Source organism: Vibrio sp. 1-2 (7-a), assembly GCF_013048515.1.
GTDB lineage: Bacteria > Pseudomonadota > Gammaproteobacteria > Enterobacterales > Vibrionaceae > Vibrio > Vibrio diabolicus.
Window position 1 is genome coordinate 26771 of record NZ_VHSQ01000002.1, and the last position, 20050, is coordinate 46820.

19 protein-coding genes are annotated in these 20050 nt (G+C 45.0%); 6 read left to right on the forward strand and 13 right to left on the reverse strand.

Annotated features, from left to right (window positions below; translation table 11 throughout):
* The first annotated feature begins 59 nt into the window (after positions 1-59).
* Both FKN08_RS07820 and FKN08_RS07825 read left to right on the forward strand, forming a co-directional pair.
* Positions 60-434: a NirD/YgiW/YdeI family stress tolerance protein gene (locus tag FKN08_RS07820; RefSeq protein WP_012842261.1), complete on the forward strand. Its 375-nt coding sequence runs from the start codon at positions 60-62 to the stop codon at positions 432-434.
* A gap of 153 nt (positions 435-587) precedes the next feature.
* Positions 588-1124 (forward strand): hypothetical protein, encoded by a 537-nt coding sequence (locus FKN08_RS07825; protein WP_005394515.1) that lies wholly within the window; start codon positions 588-590, stop codon positions 1122-1124.
* 113 nt (positions 1125-1237) lie between these two features.
* Here FKN08_RS07825 and FKN08_RS07830 read toward each other — a convergent pair whose 3' ends face one another.
* The 3 genes from FKN08_RS07830 to FKN08_RS07840 form a co-directional block, all read right to left on the reverse strand.
* Positions 1238-1921, reverse strand: coding sequence for an ATP-dependent zinc protease (locus tag FKN08_RS07830; protein ID WP_005394517.1), 684 nt, complete (start codon positions 1919-1921; stop codon positions 1238-1240).
* A gap of 11 nt (positions 1922-1932) precedes the next feature.
* Positions 1933-3120, reverse strand: a complete 1188-nt coding sequence (locus tag FKN08_RS07835; RefSeq protein ID WP_170891723.1) for an amino acid aminotransferase — start codon at positions 3118-3120, stop codon at positions 1933-1935.
* A 155-nt stretch (positions 3121-3275) separates the two neighbouring features.
* A complete protein-coding gene (locus tag FKN08_RS07840; RefSeq protein ID WP_134645680.1) occupies positions 3276-4133 on the reverse strand; it encodes an AraC family transcriptional regulator in 858 nt (285 codons plus the stop codon).
* A gap of 120 nt (positions 4134-4253) precedes the next feature.
* On the opposite strand from FKN08_RS07840, the gene FKN08_RS07845 reads away from it, so the two are divergent.
* A complete protein-coding gene (locus FKN08_RS07845) occupies positions 4254-5639 on the forward strand; it encodes an MATE family efflux transporter (protein ID WP_085343790.1) in 1386 nt (461 codons plus the stop codon).
* Between the two features lie 84 nt (positions 5640-5723).
* Here the strand turns inward: FKN08_RS07845 and nrdG are convergent, their stop codons facing one another.
* Together nrdG and nrdD are read right to left on the reverse strand one after the other, a co-directional pair.
* Positions 5724-6194: an anaerobic ribonucleoside-triphosphate reductase-activating protein gene (nrdG, locus tag FKN08_RS07850; protein ID WP_005394529.1), complete on the reverse strand. Its 471-nt coding sequence runs from the start codon at positions 6192-6194 to the stop codon at positions 5724-5726.
* A gap of 84 nt (positions 6195-6278) precedes the next feature.
* The gene (nrdD, locus tag FKN08_RS07855; protein WP_170891724.1) at positions 6279-8399 is read right to left on the reverse strand and encodes an anaerobic ribonucleoside-triphosphate reductase; all 2121 of its coding nucleotides are present in this window, start codon (positions 8397-8399) and stop codon (positions 6279-6281) included.
* 309 nt (positions 8400-8708) lie between these two features.
* Here nrdD and FKN08_RS07860 point away from each other — a divergent pair, with 309 nt between their 5' ends.
* The gene (locus FKN08_RS07860; RefSeq protein WP_021821699.1) at positions 8709-9575 is read left to right on the forward strand and encodes an endonuclease/exonuclease/phosphatase family protein; all 867 of its coding nucleotides are present in this window, start codon (positions 8709-8711) and stop codon (positions 9573-9575) included.
* Positions 9576-9663: 88 nt separating this feature from the next.
* On the opposite strand, the gene FKN08_RS07865 is transcribed toward FKN08_RS07860, so the two are convergent.
* Genes FKN08_RS07865 through FKN08_RS07885 form a run of 5 tightly spaced genes read right to left on the reverse strand, consistent with a single transcriptional unit; the run spans position 9664 to position 15278 of the window.
* Positions 9664-10719: an efflux RND transporter periplasmic adaptor subunit gene (locus FKN08_RS07865; protein WP_005460933.1), complete on the reverse strand. Its 1056-nt coding sequence runs from the start codon at positions 10717-10719 to the stop codon at positions 9664-9666.
* Positions 10716-14024 carry an efflux RND transporter permease subunit gene (locus FKN08_RS07870; RefSeq protein ID WP_170891726.1) on the reverse strand — a complete coding sequence of 1103 codons (3309 nt, stop codon included), beginning with the start codon at positions 14022-14024 and terminating at the stop codon, positions 10716-10718. The genes FKN08_RS07865 and FKN08_RS07870 overlap by 4 nt, the downstream gene beginning before the upstream one ends.
* Positions 14025-14052: 28 nt before the next feature.
* Complete coding sequence (locus FKN08_RS07875) at positions 14053-14511, reverse strand: YeeE/YedE family protein (protein WP_005460965.1); 459 nt, start codon at positions 14509-14511, stop codon at positions 14053-14055.
* Positions 14512-14521: 10 nt separating this feature from the next.
* Positions 14522-14941, reverse strand: a complete 420-nt coding sequence (locus FKN08_RS07880) for a YeeE/YedE family protein (RefSeq protein WP_170891727.1) — start codon at positions 14939-14941, stop codon at positions 14522-14524.
* A 28-nt stretch (positions 14942-14969) separates the two neighbouring features.
* Entirely contained in the window at positions 14970-15278 is a 309-nt protein-coding gene (locus FKN08_RS07885; RefSeq protein WP_005460911.1) for a metalloregulator ArsR/SmtB family transcription factor, read from the reverse strand.
* Positions 15279-15456: 178 nt separating this feature from the next.
* Between FKN08_RS07885 and FKN08_RS07890 the strand changes: the two genes are divergently transcribed.
* Both FKN08_RS07890 and FKN08_RS07895 read left to right on the forward strand, forming a co-directional pair.
* Positions 15457-15642 (forward strand): DUF2892 domain-containing protein, encoded by a 186-nt coding sequence (locus tag FKN08_RS07890; protein WP_012842250.1) that lies wholly within the window; start codon positions 15457-15459, stop codon positions 15640-15642.
* A gap of 71 nt (positions 15643-15713) precedes the next feature.
* On the forward strand, positions 15714-17417 hold the full coding sequence (locus FKN08_RS07895) for an FAD-dependent oxidoreductase (RefSeq protein WP_170891728.1): 1704 nt from the start codon (positions 15714-15716) through the stop codon (positions 17415-17417).
* 76 nt (positions 17418-17493) lie between these two features.
* Here the strand turns inward: FKN08_RS07895 and FKN08_RS07900 are convergent, their stop codons facing one another.
* The 3 genes from FKN08_RS07900 to FKN08_RS07910 all read right to left on the reverse strand — a co-directional run bounded on the left by FKN08_RS07900 (position 17494) and on the right by FKN08_RS07910 (position 19756).
* Positions 17494-18189 (reverse strand): aspartate/glutamate racemase family protein, encoded by a 696-nt coding sequence (locus tag FKN08_RS07900; RefSeq protein WP_170891730.1) that lies wholly within the window; start codon positions 18187-18189, stop codon positions 17494-17496.
* 145 nt (positions 18190-18334) lie between these two features.
* The gene (locus FKN08_RS07905) at positions 18335-19135 is read right to left on the reverse strand and encodes a PhzF family phenazine biosynthesis protein (RefSeq protein ID WP_170891732.1); all 801 of its coding nucleotides are present in this window, start codon (positions 19133-19135) and stop codon (positions 18335-18337) included.
* Between the two features lie 141 nt (positions 19136-19276).
* On the reverse strand, positions 19277-19756 hold the full coding sequence (locus FKN08_RS07910; RefSeq protein WP_170891734.1) for a DM13 domain-containing protein: 480 nt from the start codon (positions 19754-19756) through the stop codon (positions 19277-19279).
* Positions 19757-20050 lie beyond the last annotated feature (294 nt).

Consider the following 20050-nt stretch of genomic DNA (forward strand, 5'->3'; position numbering starts at 1 on the left):
TTGGTTCAAACAAGCTCTGTTTTAATGAACCCATCAAAACAAACCGATGAGGATGTAACATGAAAAAGAATACAATTATCGCAACAATCGCCGCCTTAGTTATTGCTCCTTCTATCGCGTTCGCGAAAGATCACGCTCAAAACCAATCAAACTTGCAGTTTAATGGTCCTGTCACTGTGGAAAAATTGGACGCCTTGCTAAACGACTCCAATATGTTTACTGAAAAAGATGTAGTCGTTGAAGGTAACTTATTACGTCAAGTTCGCGCGGATAAGTTTGTCTTTAGCGATGGTTCCGGTGAAGTCATGGTCGAACTGGATGACGATATCCGACTAAACTCTCCGATTGATCACACGACTAAAGTCCGTCTGTTTGGCGAATTTGAAGGCGGAAATAAGCCAGAAATTGAAGTCGAGCAACTGGTGATCATGTAAAGCAACCCCAATTGCTTTGGATATCAGCATGATGTGGTGACCATTACAGCTAAATGGTGACGGCAAGCACTTAAAATGATAGCTTTATCAATCTTGGTCTGCTTTTTGCAGACCATTTTTTTGTTCATTTTAATCATCTTGCCCGGAGACACCATGCTAGGTAAAGCTCTAAAGGTTGCAGCCTTTGGTTTGTGCGCTGTTTTGCCACTTTCCGCACATGCAAATAATTTCAACTACAACACGATGGAATTTCGCATGGGCACTAGCCCTGGTACATTTGGTGGCGAGTTCAATACCTACTTTACGGAAAACACCCACTTCATTGCTCGCGCAGACAGTGAATTCAGCGGAGACTGGGACATTGCTGGTGGTATTGGCTTTAACGGTCCAGCAGGCCAATTTGCAGATATTTATGGCCAAATGTTAGTACACAACATTAAAGAAAACGGCAGTGATAAAGTGGGTGACGAGTGGCGCACTGAGGTGAATATTGGTACTCGTATTTGGTTCATGCAAAATGTTGAGCTACATGCCCGTATCGGTCAAATAATGGATAACGACGATTCCAATACCGTTTATAATTTTGGCGCAAGATTCCACTCTACTCAGCAACTATCACTTGGCGCGGATTTCAAAAATAATGGTGTCTATGGCCAACAAATTGTGATGTCTGCTCGTTTTGCATTTTAATTAAGTAACTAAGCAGTTGCATTAATAAGTGTGTGATTCAATAAAAATGGCCTCCGGTTTCGGAGGCCATTTTTGTTAAGTACCGATTGTTAGCAGGAACTAGTAACAAGGCTTTAATTTTTGCCGGATTTTTTAGGTTTATCTTGGACATACTTTTTCGATACATCCACAACGGCGATATCTCTAAAAAAGCTTCGACCAAGTAAAATTGGAAACTTCATATGCCCACGCTCAGCTAACGTAAACTCTGTCTTTTCTTTGTGGTCACCGACGGTAATATACGCTTTTACTACCGCTCGTTTATCCACCTCTTCTGACGATGACTGCTTGATTTTAGCCCAGCGCTCTACAGGTACTTTAAACTCTTTAGTTTCTTTATCGCCCAAGTCGATCTTAAACTGAACCCAATCTTTACCATCACGCTCAAACGGAACAATGTCTGTCGCGCTAATTGATGATGTTGTCGCCCCTGTATCGACCCTAGCTTTGAAGGTTTGATCAATTTCAGGAACGTAAACCCACTCTTCAGAACCAAGAATCAACATGCCGTCTGGTGTCTTTGTCACTTTGGCTGGTTTTGTCGGTTTTGGCTCGGGCTTTTTCTCAGGTTTTACTTCAGGCTTAGGCTCAACCTCAGGCGTTGGATCAACCTCTGGTTTCACTTCTGGCTCTACTTTGACAGGTTCTTCGACCTTCGGCGACTCAGGCTCAGCAGGTTCCGGCGTCGTTTGAGTTGACGTACAAGCAATTAAACTGCCGCTCATCATAAGCGGCAGAATCAGTTTCCAGTTTTTCATCCACACTCCAATTAAGCTTGAGATACTTTCTTAATTGCGTCCGCTACGTATGGAATATGAGTTTCGGTAAGTCCAGCGATGTTAATTCGACCATCGCCAACACCATAAATGCCATAATCTTCACGCAGTTGCGCCATTTGGTTTTCACTAAAGCCTAGCACAGTAAACATGCCTTTGTGACCCTCAATGAAGTCAAATTGATCGGTATTATGGTTGTTTCTCAATTCGTTACACAAACTTTGACGAAGACTAACCAAACGATGTTGCATTTCACTCAACTCTTGCTTCCAAACGGAAGTCAGGTTGTCATCTTGAAGAATCGTCTTAACCAAAGCCGCTCCATGATCGGGTGGCATCGTGTAAGTAGAACGCGCTAACGTAAGTAACTTGCCTTTTGCGTTGGCCACGTCTTGCATGTTCTTACCAACGACAATCGCCGCACCTGTGCGCTCGCGATATAGGCCAAAGTTCTTCGAACATGATGTCGTAATTAACATCTCTTCAACGTTATCTGCCATGAAGCGAAGCCCTTTTGCGTCTTCCTCTAGGCCATTACCAAAGCCTTGGTAGGCAATATCAACAAATGGTGTGAAACCGTTCTTCTGTGACAATTCCGTAATGGCTTGCCAAGCAGAAAAATCGATATCTGCGCCTGTTGGGTTGTGACAACAACCATGCAGCAATACAACATCAGAAGGCCCTGCTTTCGCAAGATCATCCATCATTTTTGCTGTGTCTACTTGTTTCGTTTCTGGAGAAAAGTAATGGTAGAACTTAACTTTAAGACCTGCCGCTTCCATCACTGGTTTATGGTTTACGTAGCTAGGGTTTGAAATCCAAACCGTCGTATCTGGCTGTGCGACCTTCATCAGGTCACCTAACATACGCAGCGCACCACTTGCACCTGGCGTTTGAATGGCAGCAACACGATCTATTGCTGACGTTCCCGTCAGTAGCAAATCGATCATGCTTTTATTAAATTCTTCGCAACCCGCAAGACCAACATAAGATTTGGTTTTTTGAGTTTCAACAACGACATCCTGCGCCATTTGAATGGCTTTCATGATCGGCGTTTCGCCTGCGCTGTTCTTATAGACGCCAATACCAAGGTCAACCTTGTTTGGACGGTCATCGTTACGGTATGCAACGGATAGAGATAAAATAGGATCTAATACGGGAGTTGGGAGATTAGAAAACATGAAAGTCATAACCCTTTGAAATTCAAGTACCGAACCTCACGTTAACACCATCGCAAAAAATGGCGAAATGATTTTTCACTTATTTCATCAATTAGAGAACAAAATTCTGGGTTACGATAAGTTTTGTGCGCTCTATCGGTTATAAAAAGAACGATTCACTCCTCAATATACCAATCCACTCTTCCGTTTTTCCTAAATTCTCTTGGCGTCATGCTCGACCACGCTTTAAAACGTGTACTAAAGTTGGCACTAGTTGGATATCCGACTATCTCTCCAATATGTTGAATCGGCCATTCTGTTGAACGAAGTAGCCTAGCAGCGTATTCCATGCGCATACGTGTTAAATGTGCCATCGGGCTTCGACCAAACTGCTTTTGAGTCAGACGGTGCAAATGTGGCTCCGAACATGGATATAAAGCTGCCACTTGCTCGACACTCCAATCCTTATGCAGCTGACGCTGGACAAGATCGAATACGCGCCGAAGCCTCAATTGGCTGCGTGATATCGACTCTGAGGGCGGCATGTTTAACATCAGCTCTAACTGAGCCACGCTATGTGCACCAACCGCACCACCATAATCAATAGGAAGATTAATACTGCGTAACAACGTTTGGATACACGCATACATCACCTCAGGTGCAGATGTGAGCTGGTAACTAATATTACTCTCTATCATTGGCCATGCTCTATCAGGAGCAAGAAAAAGCCATGCGATCTGCCAGGGTTCCTCTTCCATACCAAAACCGTTTTCAACACCTGCAGGCACCGTGATCAACGAGCCAGGCTCCAAATCATATCGACACGCCCCACTTTCTAACCAACCTTTACCGCGCACGGTGTAAAGCAGCATGTGTTTTTTTTGGTTTTTACGATAAACAGAGAAGAAGTCACGACAGGTTGCAATTCCGCACTGCACAATGCCTCTCTCCTCCAATGCCAGTACTCGACTGTGATCAATAAACTCTTGATAGGTTTTTTCTGAAATCGCGTAGCGTTCTTGTTTATCTTCCATGATTTATTGGCTCACATATACACTAGTGGAGAGTTTTACAAAGGTTTTGGATGCCTTTGAAAAATACACCGCCAAATCATAGGGATAAACTACTCGCATTAATCTTTAAGGAGAAATGCGATGCTCTTAACACGCGAATACATCGATAAAGCATTTTGGCAAAAGCTGATTGCGATTGGCCTTCCTGTTTCACTTCAATCCATGCTTTTTGCGTTACTCGGCGTCGTGGATATTTTCATGGTGAGCCAACTCGGCGAATCCGCCACTGCAGCCGTTGGAGTCGGAAATCGCATTTTTTTCTTTAACCTTGCAGTCATTTTCGGTCTTTGCGGTGCAGTAACAGTGCTGGCTTCTCAATATTACGGTTCAGGGAATCTCGCAGGAATCCGCAGAACGTTGGCGCAATCTTGGTTTATTTCCATTTTAGTGACGCTGCCGTTTATTGTTCTTTATGCGATTTTTGATAAAGAGATCGTCTCTTTCATGTCAGACGATCCCGAATACGTCACTTATGCACGTGATTATCTTGTGGTTACGGGCTTTAGTCTCATTGCAACGGCGATAGTGGTACCTATTGAAGCGGTATTGCGCTCCGTAGGCCAAACCAAACTGGCAACCAACGTTAGTATCTCCGCGATTGTCGTGAACGTCGTGCTTAATTATGTTTTGATTTTCGGTTTATTCGGCTTCCCTCAATGGGGCGTATTTGGTGCAGCCGTTGGCAGCTTTGTTTCTCGATTTTTCCAAACGGCAGTGTTGATTTACTTTTTCTGTAAACGCTACGCATACCTTATTCCGACCAAGTTCGATTGGGCGCAAGGCCGTTTAAAGCAGTATCGTCAAAAATACTTTAAGGTTTCTCTACCCATGCTGGTCCACGATGCGCTCTGGACTGGTGGACTGATCGTTTACAGCATCATCTATGGTCAATTGGGCGTTTCAGAACTTGCGATCATCTCATTCTTATCACCAATTGAAGGTGTACTGATTTCAACCTTTATGGGATTTGCGGTCGCAGCATCCGTTCTTCTTGGTAATGATATTGGCGCAAAACATTATGACCGGGTCGAGAAAACGGCATGGTGGTATGTGTTAACCAGCGCAATCTTAGCCACCTTACTGTTTTTCCTAGTGTGGTTGAGCTCGCCTTTGATTCATCATCTATTGGTACTAAGCCCATTAACCGATGCAGAAATGGCACTTAACGTATGCTTAGTCATGGCGCTGGGTATGATTTTGAGAGTGTTTAACATGGTAGGGATTGGCGGCGTACTAAAGAGTGGCGCAGATATTCGCTACAGCATTTTTATTGATACGTTCGGTCAGTGGGCTATTGGTATTCCCCTTACCTATTACACTGGTATGGTACTCGGGTTGCCTTTGCATTTTGTCTTGATGTCTTTGCTAGCTGAAGAATTTGTGAAAGGCGTACTGACGACTTATCGTATCCAATCTAAACGTTGGATAAACAATATGGTCGAAGATGACCAAACAGTGACAGCGTAACTGAAAATACACTGACGAACTCACACCAAAAGGGCTCACACGTTATGCACGTGTGAGCCCTTTTTATGTTTGGAGAATGCCTGATTAAATATCCGTAAAGCGATGAATGATTTGGTTTGAACTGCCACGCCATTCGAGATTGAGATCTTTCTTGTCTTGTTCAAACTTACCATCAATCAAAACATCGATGTATTGCACCACTTCTCTTTGCGCGTCATCCAGTTCAGCCAGTGTGTAGCCTGTCCAAACCCAGATGTCTTTACCGGGACACTCTTCTCTCACCCTTTTCACGATCTTTAAAATATGAGGTACATTAGCAGGATGAAGCGGATCTCCGCCCGACAACGACAAACCGCGACGCTTAATGCGCGTGTCATTCAAGTCATTGATGATCTTGTCTTCCGCTTCTTGCGTGAACAACACTCCCGAATCCAAGCGTTGCGTCGACTGGTTGTAACAGCCACGACACTGATGTACACAGCCCGACACAAACAATGTGCAGCGCGTACCCGGTCCGTTAACAACGTCAATTGGATAATATTGGTGGTAGTTCATAATGCGTCTCTTTGTTATCGCGAAAAAGAAAATCAACCTAAAGCAGGTTGATTTTCAAAGTGTTGAATCGAGTGGTAATTAACCTTATAGGTGTTTCACTCGACGTTTAACTTCTTCTTGTTTGCCGAAGTTAAACGGACGTGCATCTGGGCTGCCCAAGTAGCCACATACGCGACGTGTCACCGATACTTTGGTTGAATCGTGGTTGCCACAACTTGGGCAAGTAAAGCCTTTGCTTGTACATTCAAACTCACCGGTGTAACCACATTCATAACACTCATCAATCGGAGTGTTGGTTCCGTAGTAAGGAACGCGGGTGTAACTGTAGTCCCACACGTTTTCTAGCGCTTCTACGTTACGTTGCATGTTCGGGAACTCACCGTAACAGATGAAGCCACCGCTTGAGATTTCTGGGTAAGGCATCTCGAAGTCGATCTTGTCGTAAGGGTTAACCTTCTTCTCAACATCCAAGTGGAAGCTGTTGGTGTAGTAACCTTTGTCTGTTACGCCTTCAATCAAACCAAACTCTTTGGTGTCGATGCGGCAGAAACGACTACATAGGTTTTCACTTGGTGTTGCGTACAAGCTAAAGCCATAGCCAGTTTCGTCAGCCCATTGGTTCACCGCATCTTTTAAATGTTTGATGATCGCGACCGCTTTTTCACGCAATACGGCATCATCGTAAACGTGCACTTCAGTACCAAACAACGCGTTGATAGTTTCATGCACGCCAATGTAGCCTAGAGAAATTGACGCACGGCCGTTTTTGAAGATTTCTGCAATCGAATCGTCCGCTTTCAAGCGCACACCACATGCACCTTCCATATATAGAATTGGTGCAACGCGCGCTTTTACGTTCTCTAGACGAGAAATACGCGTTTCCAGTGCTTTACGAGCAAGACGTAGACGATCATCAAGCAGTTCATAGAACTTCGCTTCGCTGCCTTTTGCGCGAAGTGCGATACGTGGCAAGTTCAAGCTAACTACACCAAGGTTGTTACGACCTTCATGGATAAGTTCGCCATCCTCTTCGTAAGTACCTAGGAAGCTACGACAACCCATAGGTGTTTTGAATGAACCCGTTACTTCCACGACTTTGTCGTAGTTAAGAATGTCTGGGTACATACGTTTTGAAGCACACTCAAGTGCAAGCTTCTTAATGTCGTAGTTAGGATCTTCTGCCTTGTGGTTTAGACCGTCTTTAATACCGAACACCAATTTAGGGAATACGGCGGTTTTACGGTTTTTGCCAAGACCAGCGATACGGTTTTTCAAAATCGATTGCTGAATAAGACGAGACGCCCAGCTTGTACCAAGACCAAAACCAAACGTTACGAATGGGGTTTGCCCGTTCGCCGTGTGTAGTGTGTTTACTTCGTATTCAAGAGATTGGAATGCGTCGTAACACTCTTTCTCTGTGCGCGCTTTAGCAAACTCTTCTGGCTCAGCAATGTTCCACTCTTTCGCGATTTCTAAATGCTTTTCATAGCTCGTGATGACGTAAGGTTCTAACACTTCGTCAATACGGTTGATAGTTGTACCGCCATAAATGTGGCTCGCTACTTGAGCAATGATCTGTGCCGTTACTGCTGTTGCTGTTGAAATTGATTTAGGAGTATCAATCTCAGCATTACCCATTTTAAAGCCGTGCGTTAGCATGCCTTTAAGATCGATAAGCATACAGTTAAACATTGGGAAGAACGGAGCGTAATCCAGATCGTGGTAGTGAATGTCACCCACTTCGTGTGCTTGAACCACATCACGAGGCAGGATGTGCGTTTTCGCGTAGTGCTTCGCCACGATACCCGCTAAAAGGTCACGCTGAGTTGGGATAACTTTACCGTCTTTGTTCGCGTTTTCGTTGATCAAATCAAGGTTACTTTCTTCAATCAAGCCTTCAATTTCACGAGTTAGTGCACTTTGCTTTTCACGCGCGATGTCGCGGTCATGGCGATATTCAATGTAAGAACGTGCTAGGGCTTTGTAAGGACCTTGCATGAGTTCATTCTCGACTAAGTCTTGAATCTCATGGATGTGAACTTCATCGTGATCTTTTAGCTGTAACTCGACAGCAAGAGCGACATTAAGAGCATAAATGGCGACATCTTTATCTTTGTTTTCCGCTGCCGCTTCAACTGCTGCTTGGATACGATCCCTGTTGAACGGAGCTCTTGAGCCGTCACGCTTGATTACGATTGGTTTCACTTTCTTCTCCTTACCCCAGCATACTCACAGAGTTATCCACAAACACACTATATGGGGTTATTTTTTATTCTGCTAACACAATATATTGTGGCGTATTTAACGAAAAGCACCACTTGAAAACATTGATTTTGATCAATAAAGATCGGCTAGCGGACAAGAACAAATCGATCTTATTGGTACTGATCTCAGTTGCGAAGAAAACCGTGAAAATTGCAAAATTGGAACTAAATCTACTTGCTTTTTTGGGATGTCTTATAGAATAAAGGTTGGAAAGGAATACGCTAAAAACCAGGAGTGAAACAAGCCAATATGCGATCACTATTTGTTACTGCCTTATTAATTTTTAGTTCAACGTCACTTGCTCAAAACTCCATCAACTTAACCAGTTGGAATATAGAATGGCTGTCTATAAATGGAGGTAAGGTTTCGAGAACCAGTGACGATTTCGTCAAACTCAACCAATATGTGGATAAAACTCAAGCCGACATCATCGCCTTTCAGGAGGTCGACTCCAAAGCCGCGGTTCAAAAAGCCGTAGGCGATGGCTACGCGATTTATCTCTCTGATCGAGCTCAATCAAACAATAAGCACCTTCAGTTTTCTGATACCAATCAGTACACTGGTTTTGCTGTGCGTAAAGACATTGAAGTGTCTGACCCAGCAGACTTCTCAATCACGCGTGGTAATAGCAAGTTGCGCTTTGCCAGCTACATCGTCGTTAACCCAAACCAAAAGGACGAGCTTCACCTGCTCTCTGTGCATCTAAAAGCAGGATGCAGCGGAGCGTATAAAAACAGTCGTGATTGCCAGACACTGAGTCAACAAGGAGAAGCACTTGCGAAATGGATGAGCGAGAGAGAAAAGAAAAAAGAGCAGTATGCCGTAATGGGCGATTTCAATCACAACTTGTCGTATCAACGTGATTGGTTGTGGGCGATCATGACGCTCGGTAACGATGCACAATTGGTAACGCGAGATACCCAAGCCGATTGCAAGGTTCGCTCAAATAAAAACCCAAGCAAAACACACCAATTCCGCTCTTTGATTGATCACATTATTGTTAGCCCGCAAATAAAAGCGAAAAACGCGCATCAAACGCTGTTTAGCTCACAAGATGTTTTAGATTACAAACTGAGTGACCATTGCCCTGTAAACGCAACGGTAACGCTTAACTGAACGAACAAAATAGCCCAGCATGATGCTGGGCTATTTTATGTTGTTTGCTAGATAGACGTTTAACTAGTTAACAAGAGAAACCGTTCTATCAAAGCGCTCTTGGATTCAGCAGCACTACGTCCCCCTGCTTTAACCCAGTTCGCACTCTCCCCAACTCTCCAAGCTGAATAAGCCGAGTTTCTACCTCACCGCTGTCTTGCACCACTTTTACGTAGTCCAATTGGCCAACTTGGTAAACCGCCTCTTTTGGCACGCGAAGTACAACATCGTCGGTCAAGGTCAACGCGACTTTGGCGTATGTACCTGGATAGATAGCCGTTGGCGGCTCAAATTGAAGCTTTACGGTATAACTGCGCGAGTTGGCATCTGCCGACGGCGTCACTTCTTTTACAGCCGCTTGCGCATTGAGATTGTAAGACGGAAAAACAACGTCCACTTCTTTATCATAAGTCACATAAGGCATGACAGACTCAGCAAAGTTCACCTCTATTTCTAACGAGTTTGGATTGTACATTGATAAAAGCAAAGCCCCCGGCGTCGCGGTATCACCTTTGTTGATGGGCTTTTGCGTGATCAGACCATCAAACGGTGCAGTAATGATGCTGTAGCCAAAGGTCGTTTCCGCCTCAGAGACCGCCGCCTGAGCTTTATTGAAGTTGGCTTGTGCGGTTTGCAACGCACTTTCCGCTTGGTCAAATTGCGATTGAGGGATCAGTTTTTTGTTTAAAAGCGCTCTGACACGAGAAAACTCCTTTCTCGCCGCATTGAGCTGCGCTTGTGCAGAGGATAAAGCCTGCTCACTTTGACGAACTCGCGCGTCGAGATCATCGCTTTCTAGCCGCGCCAACACGTCTCCTTGCTTCACTCTATCGCCAACCTTCACCAATACCTCCATCACCGATGCCGTTAACCGTGCAGCGATATCGGCGTGCTGCTCTGCAACGACGACGCCCGGAAACTCTCGAACAACCGGTTCGCTGGTTAACATCAGTTGATGTGTCTCTGCATTATTTACATCAATCTGGTTAGTTTTCGCGTCATGTTCGGTCGGCAACTTTTCTGTAAAAAATCCAGCCATATAGAGAAAAAGAAGCGCGAGTATGGCAAACAGAATCACGCCTAACCATTTGGTATCTAATTTCATTGCTCTTCCTCCATCTGAGGTAATCCATGTCCTTTGATGTTTTGGTATGCAAGGTTGTAAACCACCGGAACCACAAGCAACGTAAAGATGGTCGAGGCGGTAATACCGAATATGATTGCCCAAGCCAAACCGTTAAAAATTGGGTCTAACGTAATCACGACGTTACCCAGTAACGTTGTACCCGCAGTCAGCAAGATTGGCCGCATACGAACAACGCCAGATTCAATCAACGCATCATGCAAGCTACGACCTTCAGCCAGCGATTGCTGAACAAATTCAATCAAAACGAGTGAGTTACGCACCACAATCCCAGCTAGCGCAATCATGCCGATCATCGCGGTCGCCGTGAACAGAGCTGGGTTGGGGTAATTACCGATGTCACTGCTTAACACATTCAAAATCCAGAACCCCGGCATAATCCCAATCACAGTCAGAGGTATCGCCAGCATGATGATGCCCGATACCGCAGGTAAACCAGTTTGAATCAACATCACCACAAATACGCCAAGCAGCGCAGCGCCATAAGCAATGCCTAAATCGCGGAATACGTCCACTGTGATTTTCCACTCTCCCTCACCACTCCAAACCACTTCGATGTTGTCTGGCACGCTCCAAGTGACACCAGCGCCATTGCTCAAGTACGTGCGATCTTGCCAGTGACGATGCACATCTTCCGCGTGAGTTGTATCTTGGTCAGCCATCACATCGGCAATCACTTCACCCGGAACACGCCCAACTACCTCGGCGTAGACATACACAACAGGCTTGAGGTTTTTATGGAAAATCGGTTTGTCCGCTGCGCGTTTCACAAAATGACCGACTTCAGACAACTGCACGATAGGCTGAGGAGCATCCACAACAGCCCCATTGGATTCTACTTTTGCAATGCCCGGACGGCCTCGCACATAAAGCTGCTCTAGTTGATTCAGGTTATCTCTGTCTTCGCGTCGGAGCTGCACTTCGATAGGTAGTGGATCCACTTCTCTTGGATCGGCGATATAACCGAGCACTTTGGCGTTCGCGGCGGTAATAAGCGTGTTATTGATATCAGCAACAGAAACACCAGATAGCGCCGCTTTTTCTTGATCAACGATGAATTGCCACGTTTCTAAATCACCTTGGATGCTGGTATCCACCTCAGAAACCAACTGTTCTTTGCGAAGCCTATCCGCGACTTTCTCTGCTTGGCTCATCAGATCTTCATAAGATGTCGCTTCATCACCGTAAACTTCTGCCGTAATGGTGGCGATAACAGGCGGGCCTGGCGGCACTTCGACTAGCTGCACGTCAGCGTCAAACTTATCTGCAATCTGCTCTAAATCCGCCCTGAGTCGTGTCACCAGTTCGTGTGATTGCATTGCGCGGCGATTCTTTTCTGCAAGAACGACTCGAAGCTCGCCTTGGTATGGTTCGCTACGCATAAAGTAGTGGCGCACCATGCCGTTGAAATCCATTGGGGAAGCGGTGCCTGCAAAGCCCGACACACTTGTCACTTCCGGCACCGACATTAAATAGTCCGTAAAGCTCGACAGCGCGTTGGAGGTATCCACAAAGCTTGAAGACTCTGGCATGTTTAATACCAATTGGAACTCGTTTTTATTGTCATAAGGCAGCAACTTGAGTGGAACTAAGCGAAGTGCTGGCAACAATGCTGCCAAGACGAACAACAAGGCAACCAAACCAAGGAAAAGCCACGCTTTCTTGCGACTTTCAAGTAGCGGAATCAACACACCACGATACAAACGATACATCGGCGAAGATTGGATGTCATAGTGGCCGTTTTCCTCAGCACCTTTGAGTAGCTTCTTGGCAAGCCAAGGCGTGATCATAAACGCGACAACGGTACTAAAGATAACGCTGATCGGAACGTTGAACGCCAGTGGCGCCATGTAAGGCCCCATCATCCCAGTGATAAAAAACATCGGCGTAAACACGATAACAATCGCGACCGTCGACATTAACAAGGCGCTACGAATTTCTGCCATGGCGAGAACAATCGCATTGGTTCGTGTTAGATTTTTTCGTTTGAGGTAGCGTTCAATGTTGTCGATACTCGCGATCGGATCGTCCACGATCAAACCTAGCGCCAAAATCAACGCAAAGAGTGTGACTCGGTTGATGGAATAGCCAAATGCCAAGTCCATCCCGAGCGCGGCACCATAGCTAATCGGAATCGCGATACCAACCACCAATGCGCTTCGCCAGTTCAAGAACAAACCGACAAACACCACGACCGTTAGAATAGAGATGCCAAGGCTTGATACCAAGTTGTTTACTTTCGCATTCGCCGTTTCGCCATAGTCTCGAATGACTGCAACTTGCACTTGTGGAGGAAATTGCTCGGATTGAAGCGCCGCCAGTTTATCCCGAACAGACTGAGCGACGTTAACCGCGTTCGAGCCTTTTTGTTTAGCGACAGAAATGAACACCGCTGGGTATGCTTCATCGTGGTTTTTATCGCGATACCAAGTATCGGATGTTGCCTCACCTTCACCGTCGTAAATACGCGCGACATCTTTCAAATAAACGGGTTTGCCATTGAGCACCGCGATAACAAGATCGCCAACCTCTTCGGCGTTAGTAAGAAACCGTCCCGACTCCAACGTATAATTTTGCCCGTTTACGCGAACGTTCTTGCCTTGGGTTTTGCTATTACTGAACTGAATGGCCTGTTCGAGGTCATCGATGGTTACTTTGAAGTTTGCCATCGCAACGGAATCAAGCTCTATCTGGATTTTTCTCGGCTCACCGCCAATCACTTCCACCTTGTTGGTGGCATCCAATGATTTAATGCCTAACGTGGCTTGGTCTGCAATACGTCTCAACTGATGGCGATCGAGAATGTCTGGATCGGTGGAATAAATTGCGGCAACAACAATGGGTACATCATCGATCTCAACAGGCTTTACAAGCCAGTTAGTGACAGAAGGAGGAACTTTGTCTTGGTTGGAATAGAGTTTGTTATACAGCTTGACCAGAGCATCTTCGCGGTTTTCGCCGACATAGAAACGAACGATGACTTGCGCAGCACCTTCCATTGACGAAGAATAAACGTATTCCACACCGTCAATTTGGCTAACAAGCTTTTCTAATGGTTCAGTGATTTGATTTTCGACTTGAGAAGCGCTGAGTCCGGGAGCCGAAACCAATACATCTGCCATTGGCACAACGATTTGCGGGTCTTCCTCTTTCGGGGTCAACCACAAGGCCGCGGCACCGACCACAAGCGCGAGTAAAATCATGATCGGAGGGAAAAAGCTGTTCATCACAGACTGAACAAAACTTCGCTTTAGTTTGTCGGGCATCCTTTCCCCTCCATATCAGATTGATTGTTTACGCGTTCGCGGTTTTCATCTTCTTCGCGTTACGGTTAGTAATGATCGCTTTCGCGAACAGAGATCCAACTAACATCGCAAGGAAGAACACTACAATGCTCACGTTGCCTAATGCCAGACTCGCAACCGCAGGGCCAGGGCAAATACCGGCCAAACCCCAACCTAAACCAAAGATCGCCGCACCAGATAACAAACGTCCGTCGATGTTCTTATTGGTTGGTGTGCAAAACGCTTCACCGCTAACTGATTGTTTTCTCGGCTTGATGATTAAAAAATAGCTTGGCATGAATACCGCGAGTGCGCCGCCCATCACAAAAGCCAAACTTGGATCCCAACTGCCAGAAATATCTAAAAATCCAATGACTTTAGCTGGGTCGATCATGCCGGACACCGCCATGCCCATACCGAATAACACACCGCTCAAAAGAGCAGAAAAACGAAAAATAGTCTTGTTCATGGAATCTCTCTTAAACTAGGTGAAGTCGAACGAATACCGTTAGGCCAGCGACAGCCATAAATACACAGGTCGCCACAATAGAGCGCTTAGACAAACGGCCCATGCCACAAATGCCGTGTCCGCTAGTACATCCGTTACCCAGTCTGGTCCCGATTCCTACCAATAAACCAGCGGCAATCACCACCCCTAAAGAAAGGTTCGCGGTACTAGGAACCGCAACGCCCAACATCAGAACGCTAATCAAGCCACCAGCTATCATTCCAACCGCAAAAAGCAATCGCCACGAATAATCACCTTTTTTCGGTGACATAATGCCATTCATAATTCCACTGATTCCGGCAATTTTACCGTTAACCAACAACAATATAGTGGCGGAGATCCCTAACAAAATGCCACCAAACAACGATTCCCATGGAATAACGTTTAACATTATTTACCTCTAAAATCTTAGCTACGAATTAGTTACAGAAAACGCCATGAAGCGCTTTAATTAATGACTCAACTCTCGGTTCTGACAACGAATAAAACACTTGCTGTGATGCCTTACGAGCCGTGATCAATTTGTGTTTGCGAAGCACCGTTAAATGCTGTGAAAAGGCGGATTGGCTAAGGAACGAGTTCTTTTGCAGTTCCCCAACACCAACTTCACCTTGGGTCAGTTGGCACAACACCATTAGCCTTTCCGGATGTGCCATTACTTTTAGGAGATCAGCAGCTTCATTTGCATTGCCTTTCATTGCTGCTACATCCATATCTGTATAGCTCATGACTCACCTCTATATTAAAAACTAAATTAGATATTACTAAAGCAACATATTTAGTCAACACTAAATTAGCAATGATAAATTTAGATAAATTAACATTAGACATTTCTAATTTAGATAATTATAGTGATGAATATCAAAGGATGGCGTTCTCAGTTTGAGAGTACGAAGGAGAAGAGTTATGACGTTAGAAAATGCAGTACGGATTTTTGCAGGCACGATGGTATTGATCTCGGTCATACTAACCGTGTTCGTTCACAGTAACTTCATTTGGTTCACCGTGTTTATCGGCGTTAATCTTATTCAAAGTGCTTACACGGGAATCTGCCCTGCTGCTTATTTTTTAAAGAAATTTGGTTTTAGATAATCTAGAGCGTAGTGACCTTTCACACTGGCTATTCGTGAAAGGTCAGTTCGCCCTAAAACTTGGAGTTAAAAATGACTAAGATCTTAATCGTCGGTGGTGTTGCAGGTGGTGCATCTGCGGCGGCGCGTGCTCGTCGTCTAAGCGAAGATGCCGAAATCATCATGATTGAACGTGGCCCGTTCGTTTCATTTGCCAACTGTGGCTTGCCTTATCACATCGGCGGCGATATCCAAGAACGCAGTAAGTTACTACTACAAACGCCAGAAAGCTTTTTAGCACGCTTTAACGTTGATGTTCGCGTGATGAATGAAGTGGTTTCTATTAACCGACAGGACAAGACCGTTACGATCAAAAACCTGTTAGATGAGTCTGAATACGTAGAATCGTACGATTTTCTGCTGCTTAGCCCAGGTGCCGGCCCTATTGTTCCGCCAATTCCAGGTCTCGATAACCCGCTCACCCACTCGCTACGTAACATTCCAGATATGGATCGCATCATCGAAACGATCCAAATGAACAAGCCAGAGCATGCGACGGTTGTTGGCGGCGGTTTCATCGGTTTAGAAATGATGGAAGCCTTCCACCAACTTGGCATTAAAACCTCTCTGATCGAAATGGCAGACCAAGTCATGACGCCAGTAGACCGTGAAATGGCAGGCTTTGCTCATGCAGAAATTCGTGACAAAGGTATCGACCTAAAACTTGGCGTCGCGCTTGAATCTGTGAAATTCGTACCTAACGAGCACGTTGCAAGTTTCGACTCTGGTGAGAGTGAGAAACACCAACACTTAGAAGGTGAATTGGAGTTAACACTAAACAACGGTGAAAAACTCACTACCGATATTCTGATCATGGCAATCGGTGTACGTCCTGAGACAAAACTGGCGCAAGAAGCTGGCCTTCAAATTGGCGCGCTAGGCGGTATTTACACGAACGAATACATGCAAACCAGCGATCCTTCGATCTACGCTGTCGGCGACGCGATAGAAGAGAAAGACTTCGTGACTGGCGAGCAAACTCTAGTGCCACTTGCAGGCCCGGCAAACCGTCAAGGCCGTATGGCAGCGGACAATATGCTCGGCCGCAAAGAAGCCTACCAAGGCACACAAGGGACAGCGATTTGTAAGATCTTTGACCTTGCAGTGGCTTCTACCGGTAAAAACGAGAAGCAACTAAAACGCGCTGGTATCGCATACGACAAAGTGTACGTGCATACCGCAAGCCACGCGAGTTACTACCCTGGCGCTGAAGTCGTGTCGTTCAAAATGTTGTTCGATCCAAAATCAGGCAAGATTTTAGGTGCTCAAGCAGTTGGTAAAGACGGTATCGACAAACGTATTGACGTTATGGCTGTTGCACAACGTGCTGGCATGACGGTTGAACAACTACAGCATCTTGAACTGACTTACGCGCCACCTTACGGCAGTGCAAAAGATGTGATCAACCAAGCGGCGTTTGTGGCAAATAACATCATCAAAGGTGACGCAGCGGCGATTCATTACGATGAAATCGACAACCTGACTGAAGATCAAATTCTCCTCGACGTTCGTAACCCGGGTGAATTGGAGTCTGTTGGTTATCTTGAAGGGGCAATCAACATTCCGGTTGATCAGCTACGCCATCGTATGGGTGAACTACCAAAAGATAAAGAGATTGTAATTTACTGTCAGGTCGGCTTGCGTGGTAACGTGGCATACCGTCAACTGGTCAACAATGGTTACAAAGCCCGCAACTTGATTGGTGGATACAGAACACTCAAATTCTCGCGCTTATAACGGGATAATAAAAACAGAGAAAACCGAGGGATTGGTTTTCTCTTTTGTTTATTTACATGGACTCAAATCTAACTCATTAACCCTCTATCGCCAAACGGACTGCTGCTTGAGCATGGATAGAAGTGGTATCAAGTAGCGTAACATCGGTGTGACTTTGGTTTACAAGTAAGGCAATTTCAGTGCACCCGAGAATCACAGCTTCAGCTCCCCGCTCTTTTAGTTTTTCAATGATTTGCAGGTATATCGTTCTCGATTCCTCTTTGATTTCACCTTGGCATAACTCTTTATAAATAATGTTATGCACTATAGAGCGATCATCTTGAGCAGGAGTTATGACATCCAGCCCATAGAGGTCGGAAAGCCGTCCTTTGTAAAAGTCTTGCTCCATTGTGAATTGAGTACCAAGGAGTCCGACCTTTTGAACCCCTTTCTCACGAAGTAACTCAGCAGTCGCGTCTGCGATATGTAGTATGGGGATATTAATGCTGGCTTCAATTTGAGGAGAAACTTTGTGCATTGTGTTCGTACAAATAAGAATAAAATCAGCGCCCCCTTTTTCTATTGAAGATGCAGCATCAGATAGAATACTTGCCGTTTCTTCCCATTTACCTTGGTGTTGAAGTTTCTCTATCTCTGAAAAATTCACGCTATACATACAAATTTTTGCGGAATTTAGGCCGCCTAACGCCTCTTTGACCCCTTCGTTGATCAATTTGTAATAACTAAGCGTCGACTCCCAGCTCATGCCGCCTAGAAGACCGATAGTTTTCATATAACTCTCCAATCGTTATACACCACCGTGGCAGGGGTGTTTTTACAAACAAAATCAACTACGTGAATAGACAGCCTTCTAGCTTTGTCACTAGTGAAAACTGGATAAACCTACAATCAGAAAAAACGAGAACCAAAAAGGACGACTACGCGATTCTCATATCTCCTCGCAACATTGTTACCGCACTTCCAGAAAGCTTAACGCATTCCGGACTCAATAATTCTGTATAAACAACTCCACTTCTCTTGGATGCTTGGAAGCCTTTTAATTGCGCTTTACCGAACTCCTTAGCCCAGTAAACACATAAAGCGCAATGAGCAGAACCTGTCACTGGATCCTCATCAACACCAACCCAAGGGGCAAAGTAACGAGAGACAAAATCAGCGTCAGTGCTTGATTGAGCAGTGATGACGACTCCACGACCTTTTTGTTTAAGCAGCGCACTAAAATCAGGTTCGAGTTGCTCTATCAAAGACTCATCATTGATGACGATCAACTGCTTATTATCAAACTGACCATAAGCGATTACATCAACCACATCGAGCCCTAAGCCGTGAAGCAAGTCTGTGTTAATACTTGCTCGCATATCTAAAATAGGAGCAGGAAGCACCAAATGAATGTCGTCATGATCAAGTTGTGCAGTTAAAACGCCGGATAGCGTGCCAAACTCAATGGTATCACCTGTACTATATAACCCTTGCTCTCTCAGTACGTGCGCCGTGGCCAATGTGCCATGTCCACACAAAGCGACTTCCGTTTCAGGTGTAAACCAACGAAGTTGCATTGTATTTAATGACAGAAACGCGGTTTCAGATAGTGACATCTCTGCCGCTATGGCCAACATCATTTCCTCATCAAGGCTTGATTCTGTGATACACACACCTGCAGGATTGCCTTTGAACACATCTGATGTAAACGAGTCGACCTGAAAAATTTTAACTTCCACAAAATATCCTTAAGTTCTATCAACCACTGTAGAACCATTAGCAGCACTTAGTGCATTTGTACCACGTAATGTATTGCACCAGTTCTTTGAGGAGTAAACCTTTATTAACTAAGAAGAAACCACTTTTTCTCCTGATGGGATTTATTGGTATTTTGCCGAAGTAATGAACTCACCGAATGTTTCACACCAAACAACAACAGTATTGTATTCAGAAATGGAAATCCCTTGAGGAACCTCAACAACGAAGTTATTGAATGTTTTGACATCACCAACCAAGCTCATCTCAGATTTAAGGTCATTAAACGCTTGTTCAGTCTCGACAAATTTAGGAGATAAATAGAGTTTATAGTCAGGCCCGGGAGCGAGTTTTCCTACCAGCGTAATAGCTTGAGAACTCAAATGAATTTCACCTTCTCCCCAATGAAAAGCGTCGCTATCTTTGAGGTCCCTCGTGACAACTGCACTGTATTCTGCACCTTGCATGCTCTCAGAAACTTGCTCATCGGTGGTCGGCGCAGGCGGTGCAATAAGAATCGGTAAAGTATAGATACCTATCGCAATACCAATCGCAACAGCCACTAAGTGGCTTAACGTTAATTTAATTATACTTTTCAAAGTCATCTATCTTCTTATTAGTTTCATCAGCTTAGATCTAGGCTCAAATACAGACATCCGTCAGGTTATACGTCTAATAGCCTAATTTCATTAATATTATACACAAGCTGGACCAATGCGCCTTAATTGCTGCCTTTTAGAGTGCTATCCAATAACCCCGTTATTAACGAAAATAACTATTTTAATTCAGCCCCCTACACGCCTTCGACGAAATGATCTAAAGGCAAAGTGAGCAATTAAAAACGGCTGATAATTGATATCAGCCGTTTGCTTATCGGGAATGTCGTTGTACTGGTTTGG

What these genes read in the sequence shown, in the direction of transcription:
- FKN08_RS07820 (WP_012842261.1), top strand. Translation starts at nt 60, where the DNA reads ATGAAAAAGAATACAATTATCGCAACAATCGCCGCCTTAGTTATTGCT.
- FKN08_RS07825 (WP_005394515.1), top strand. Translation starts at nt 588, where the DNA reads ATGCTAGGTAAAGCTCTAAAGGTTGCAGCCTTTGGTTTGTGCGCTGTT.
- FKN08_RS07830 (WP_005394517.1), bottom strand. Translation starts at nt 1,921, where the DNA reads ATGAAAAACTGGAAACTGATTCTGCCGCTTATGATGAGCGGCAGTTTA.
- FKN08_RS07835 (WP_170891723.1), bottom strand. Translation starts at nt 3,120, where the DNA reads ATGTTTTCTAATCTCCCAACTCCCGTATTAGATCCTATTTTATCTCTA.
- FKN08_RS07840 (WP_134645680.1), bottom strand. Translation starts at nt 4,133, where the DNA reads ATGGAAGATAAACAAGAACGCTACGCGATTTCAGAAAAAACCTATCAA.
- FKN08_RS07845 (WP_085343790.1), top strand. Translation starts at nt 4,254, where the DNA reads ATGCTCTTAACACGCGAATACATCGATAAAGCATTTTGGCAAAAGCTG.
- nrdG (WP_005394529.1), bottom strand. Translation starts at nt 6,194, where the DNA reads ATGAACTACCACCAATATTATCCAATTGACGTTGTTAACGGACCGGGT.
- FKN08_RS07860 (WP_021821699.1), top strand. Translation starts at nt 8,709, where the DNA reads ATGCGATCACTATTTGTTACTGCCTTATTAATTTTTAGTTCAACGTCA.
- FKN08_RS07865 (WP_005460933.1), bottom strand. Translation starts at nt 10,719, where the DNA reads ATGAAATTAGATACCAAATGGTTAGGCGTGATTCTGTTTGCCATACTC.
- FKN08_RS07870 (WP_170891726.1), bottom strand. Translation starts at nt 14,024, where the DNA reads ATGCCCGACAAACTAAAGCGAAGTTTTGTTCAGTCTGTGATGAACAGC.
- FKN08_RS07875 (WP_005460965.1), bottom strand. Translation starts at nt 14,511, where the DNA reads ATGAACAAGACTATTTTTCGTTTTTCTGCTCTTTTGAGCGGTGTGTTA.
- FKN08_RS07880 (WP_170891727.1), bottom strand. Translation starts at nt 14,941, where the DNA reads ATGTTAAACGTTATTCCATGGGAATCGTTGTTTGGTGGCATTTTGTTA.
- FKN08_RS07885 (WP_005460911.1), bottom strand. Translation starts at nt 15,278, where the DNA reads ATGAGCTATACAGATATGGATGTAGCAGCAATGAAAGGCAATGCAAAT.
- FKN08_RS07890 (WP_012842250.1), top strand. Translation starts at nt 15,457, where the DNA reads ATGACGTTAGAAAATGCAGTACGGATTTTTGCAGGCACGATGGTATTG.
- FKN08_RS07895 (WP_170891728.1), top strand. Translation starts at nt 15,714, where the DNA reads ATGACTAAGATCTTAATCGTCGGTGGTGTTGCAGGTGGTGCATCTGCG.
- FKN08_RS07900 (WP_170891730.1), bottom strand. Translation starts at nt 18,189, where the DNA reads ATGAAAACTATCGGTCTTCTAGGCGGCATGAGCTGGGAGTCGACGCTT.
- FKN08_RS07910 (WP_170891734.1), bottom strand. Translation starts at nt 19,756, where the DNA reads ATGACTTTGAAAAGTATAATTAAATTAACGTTAAGCCACTTAGTGGCT.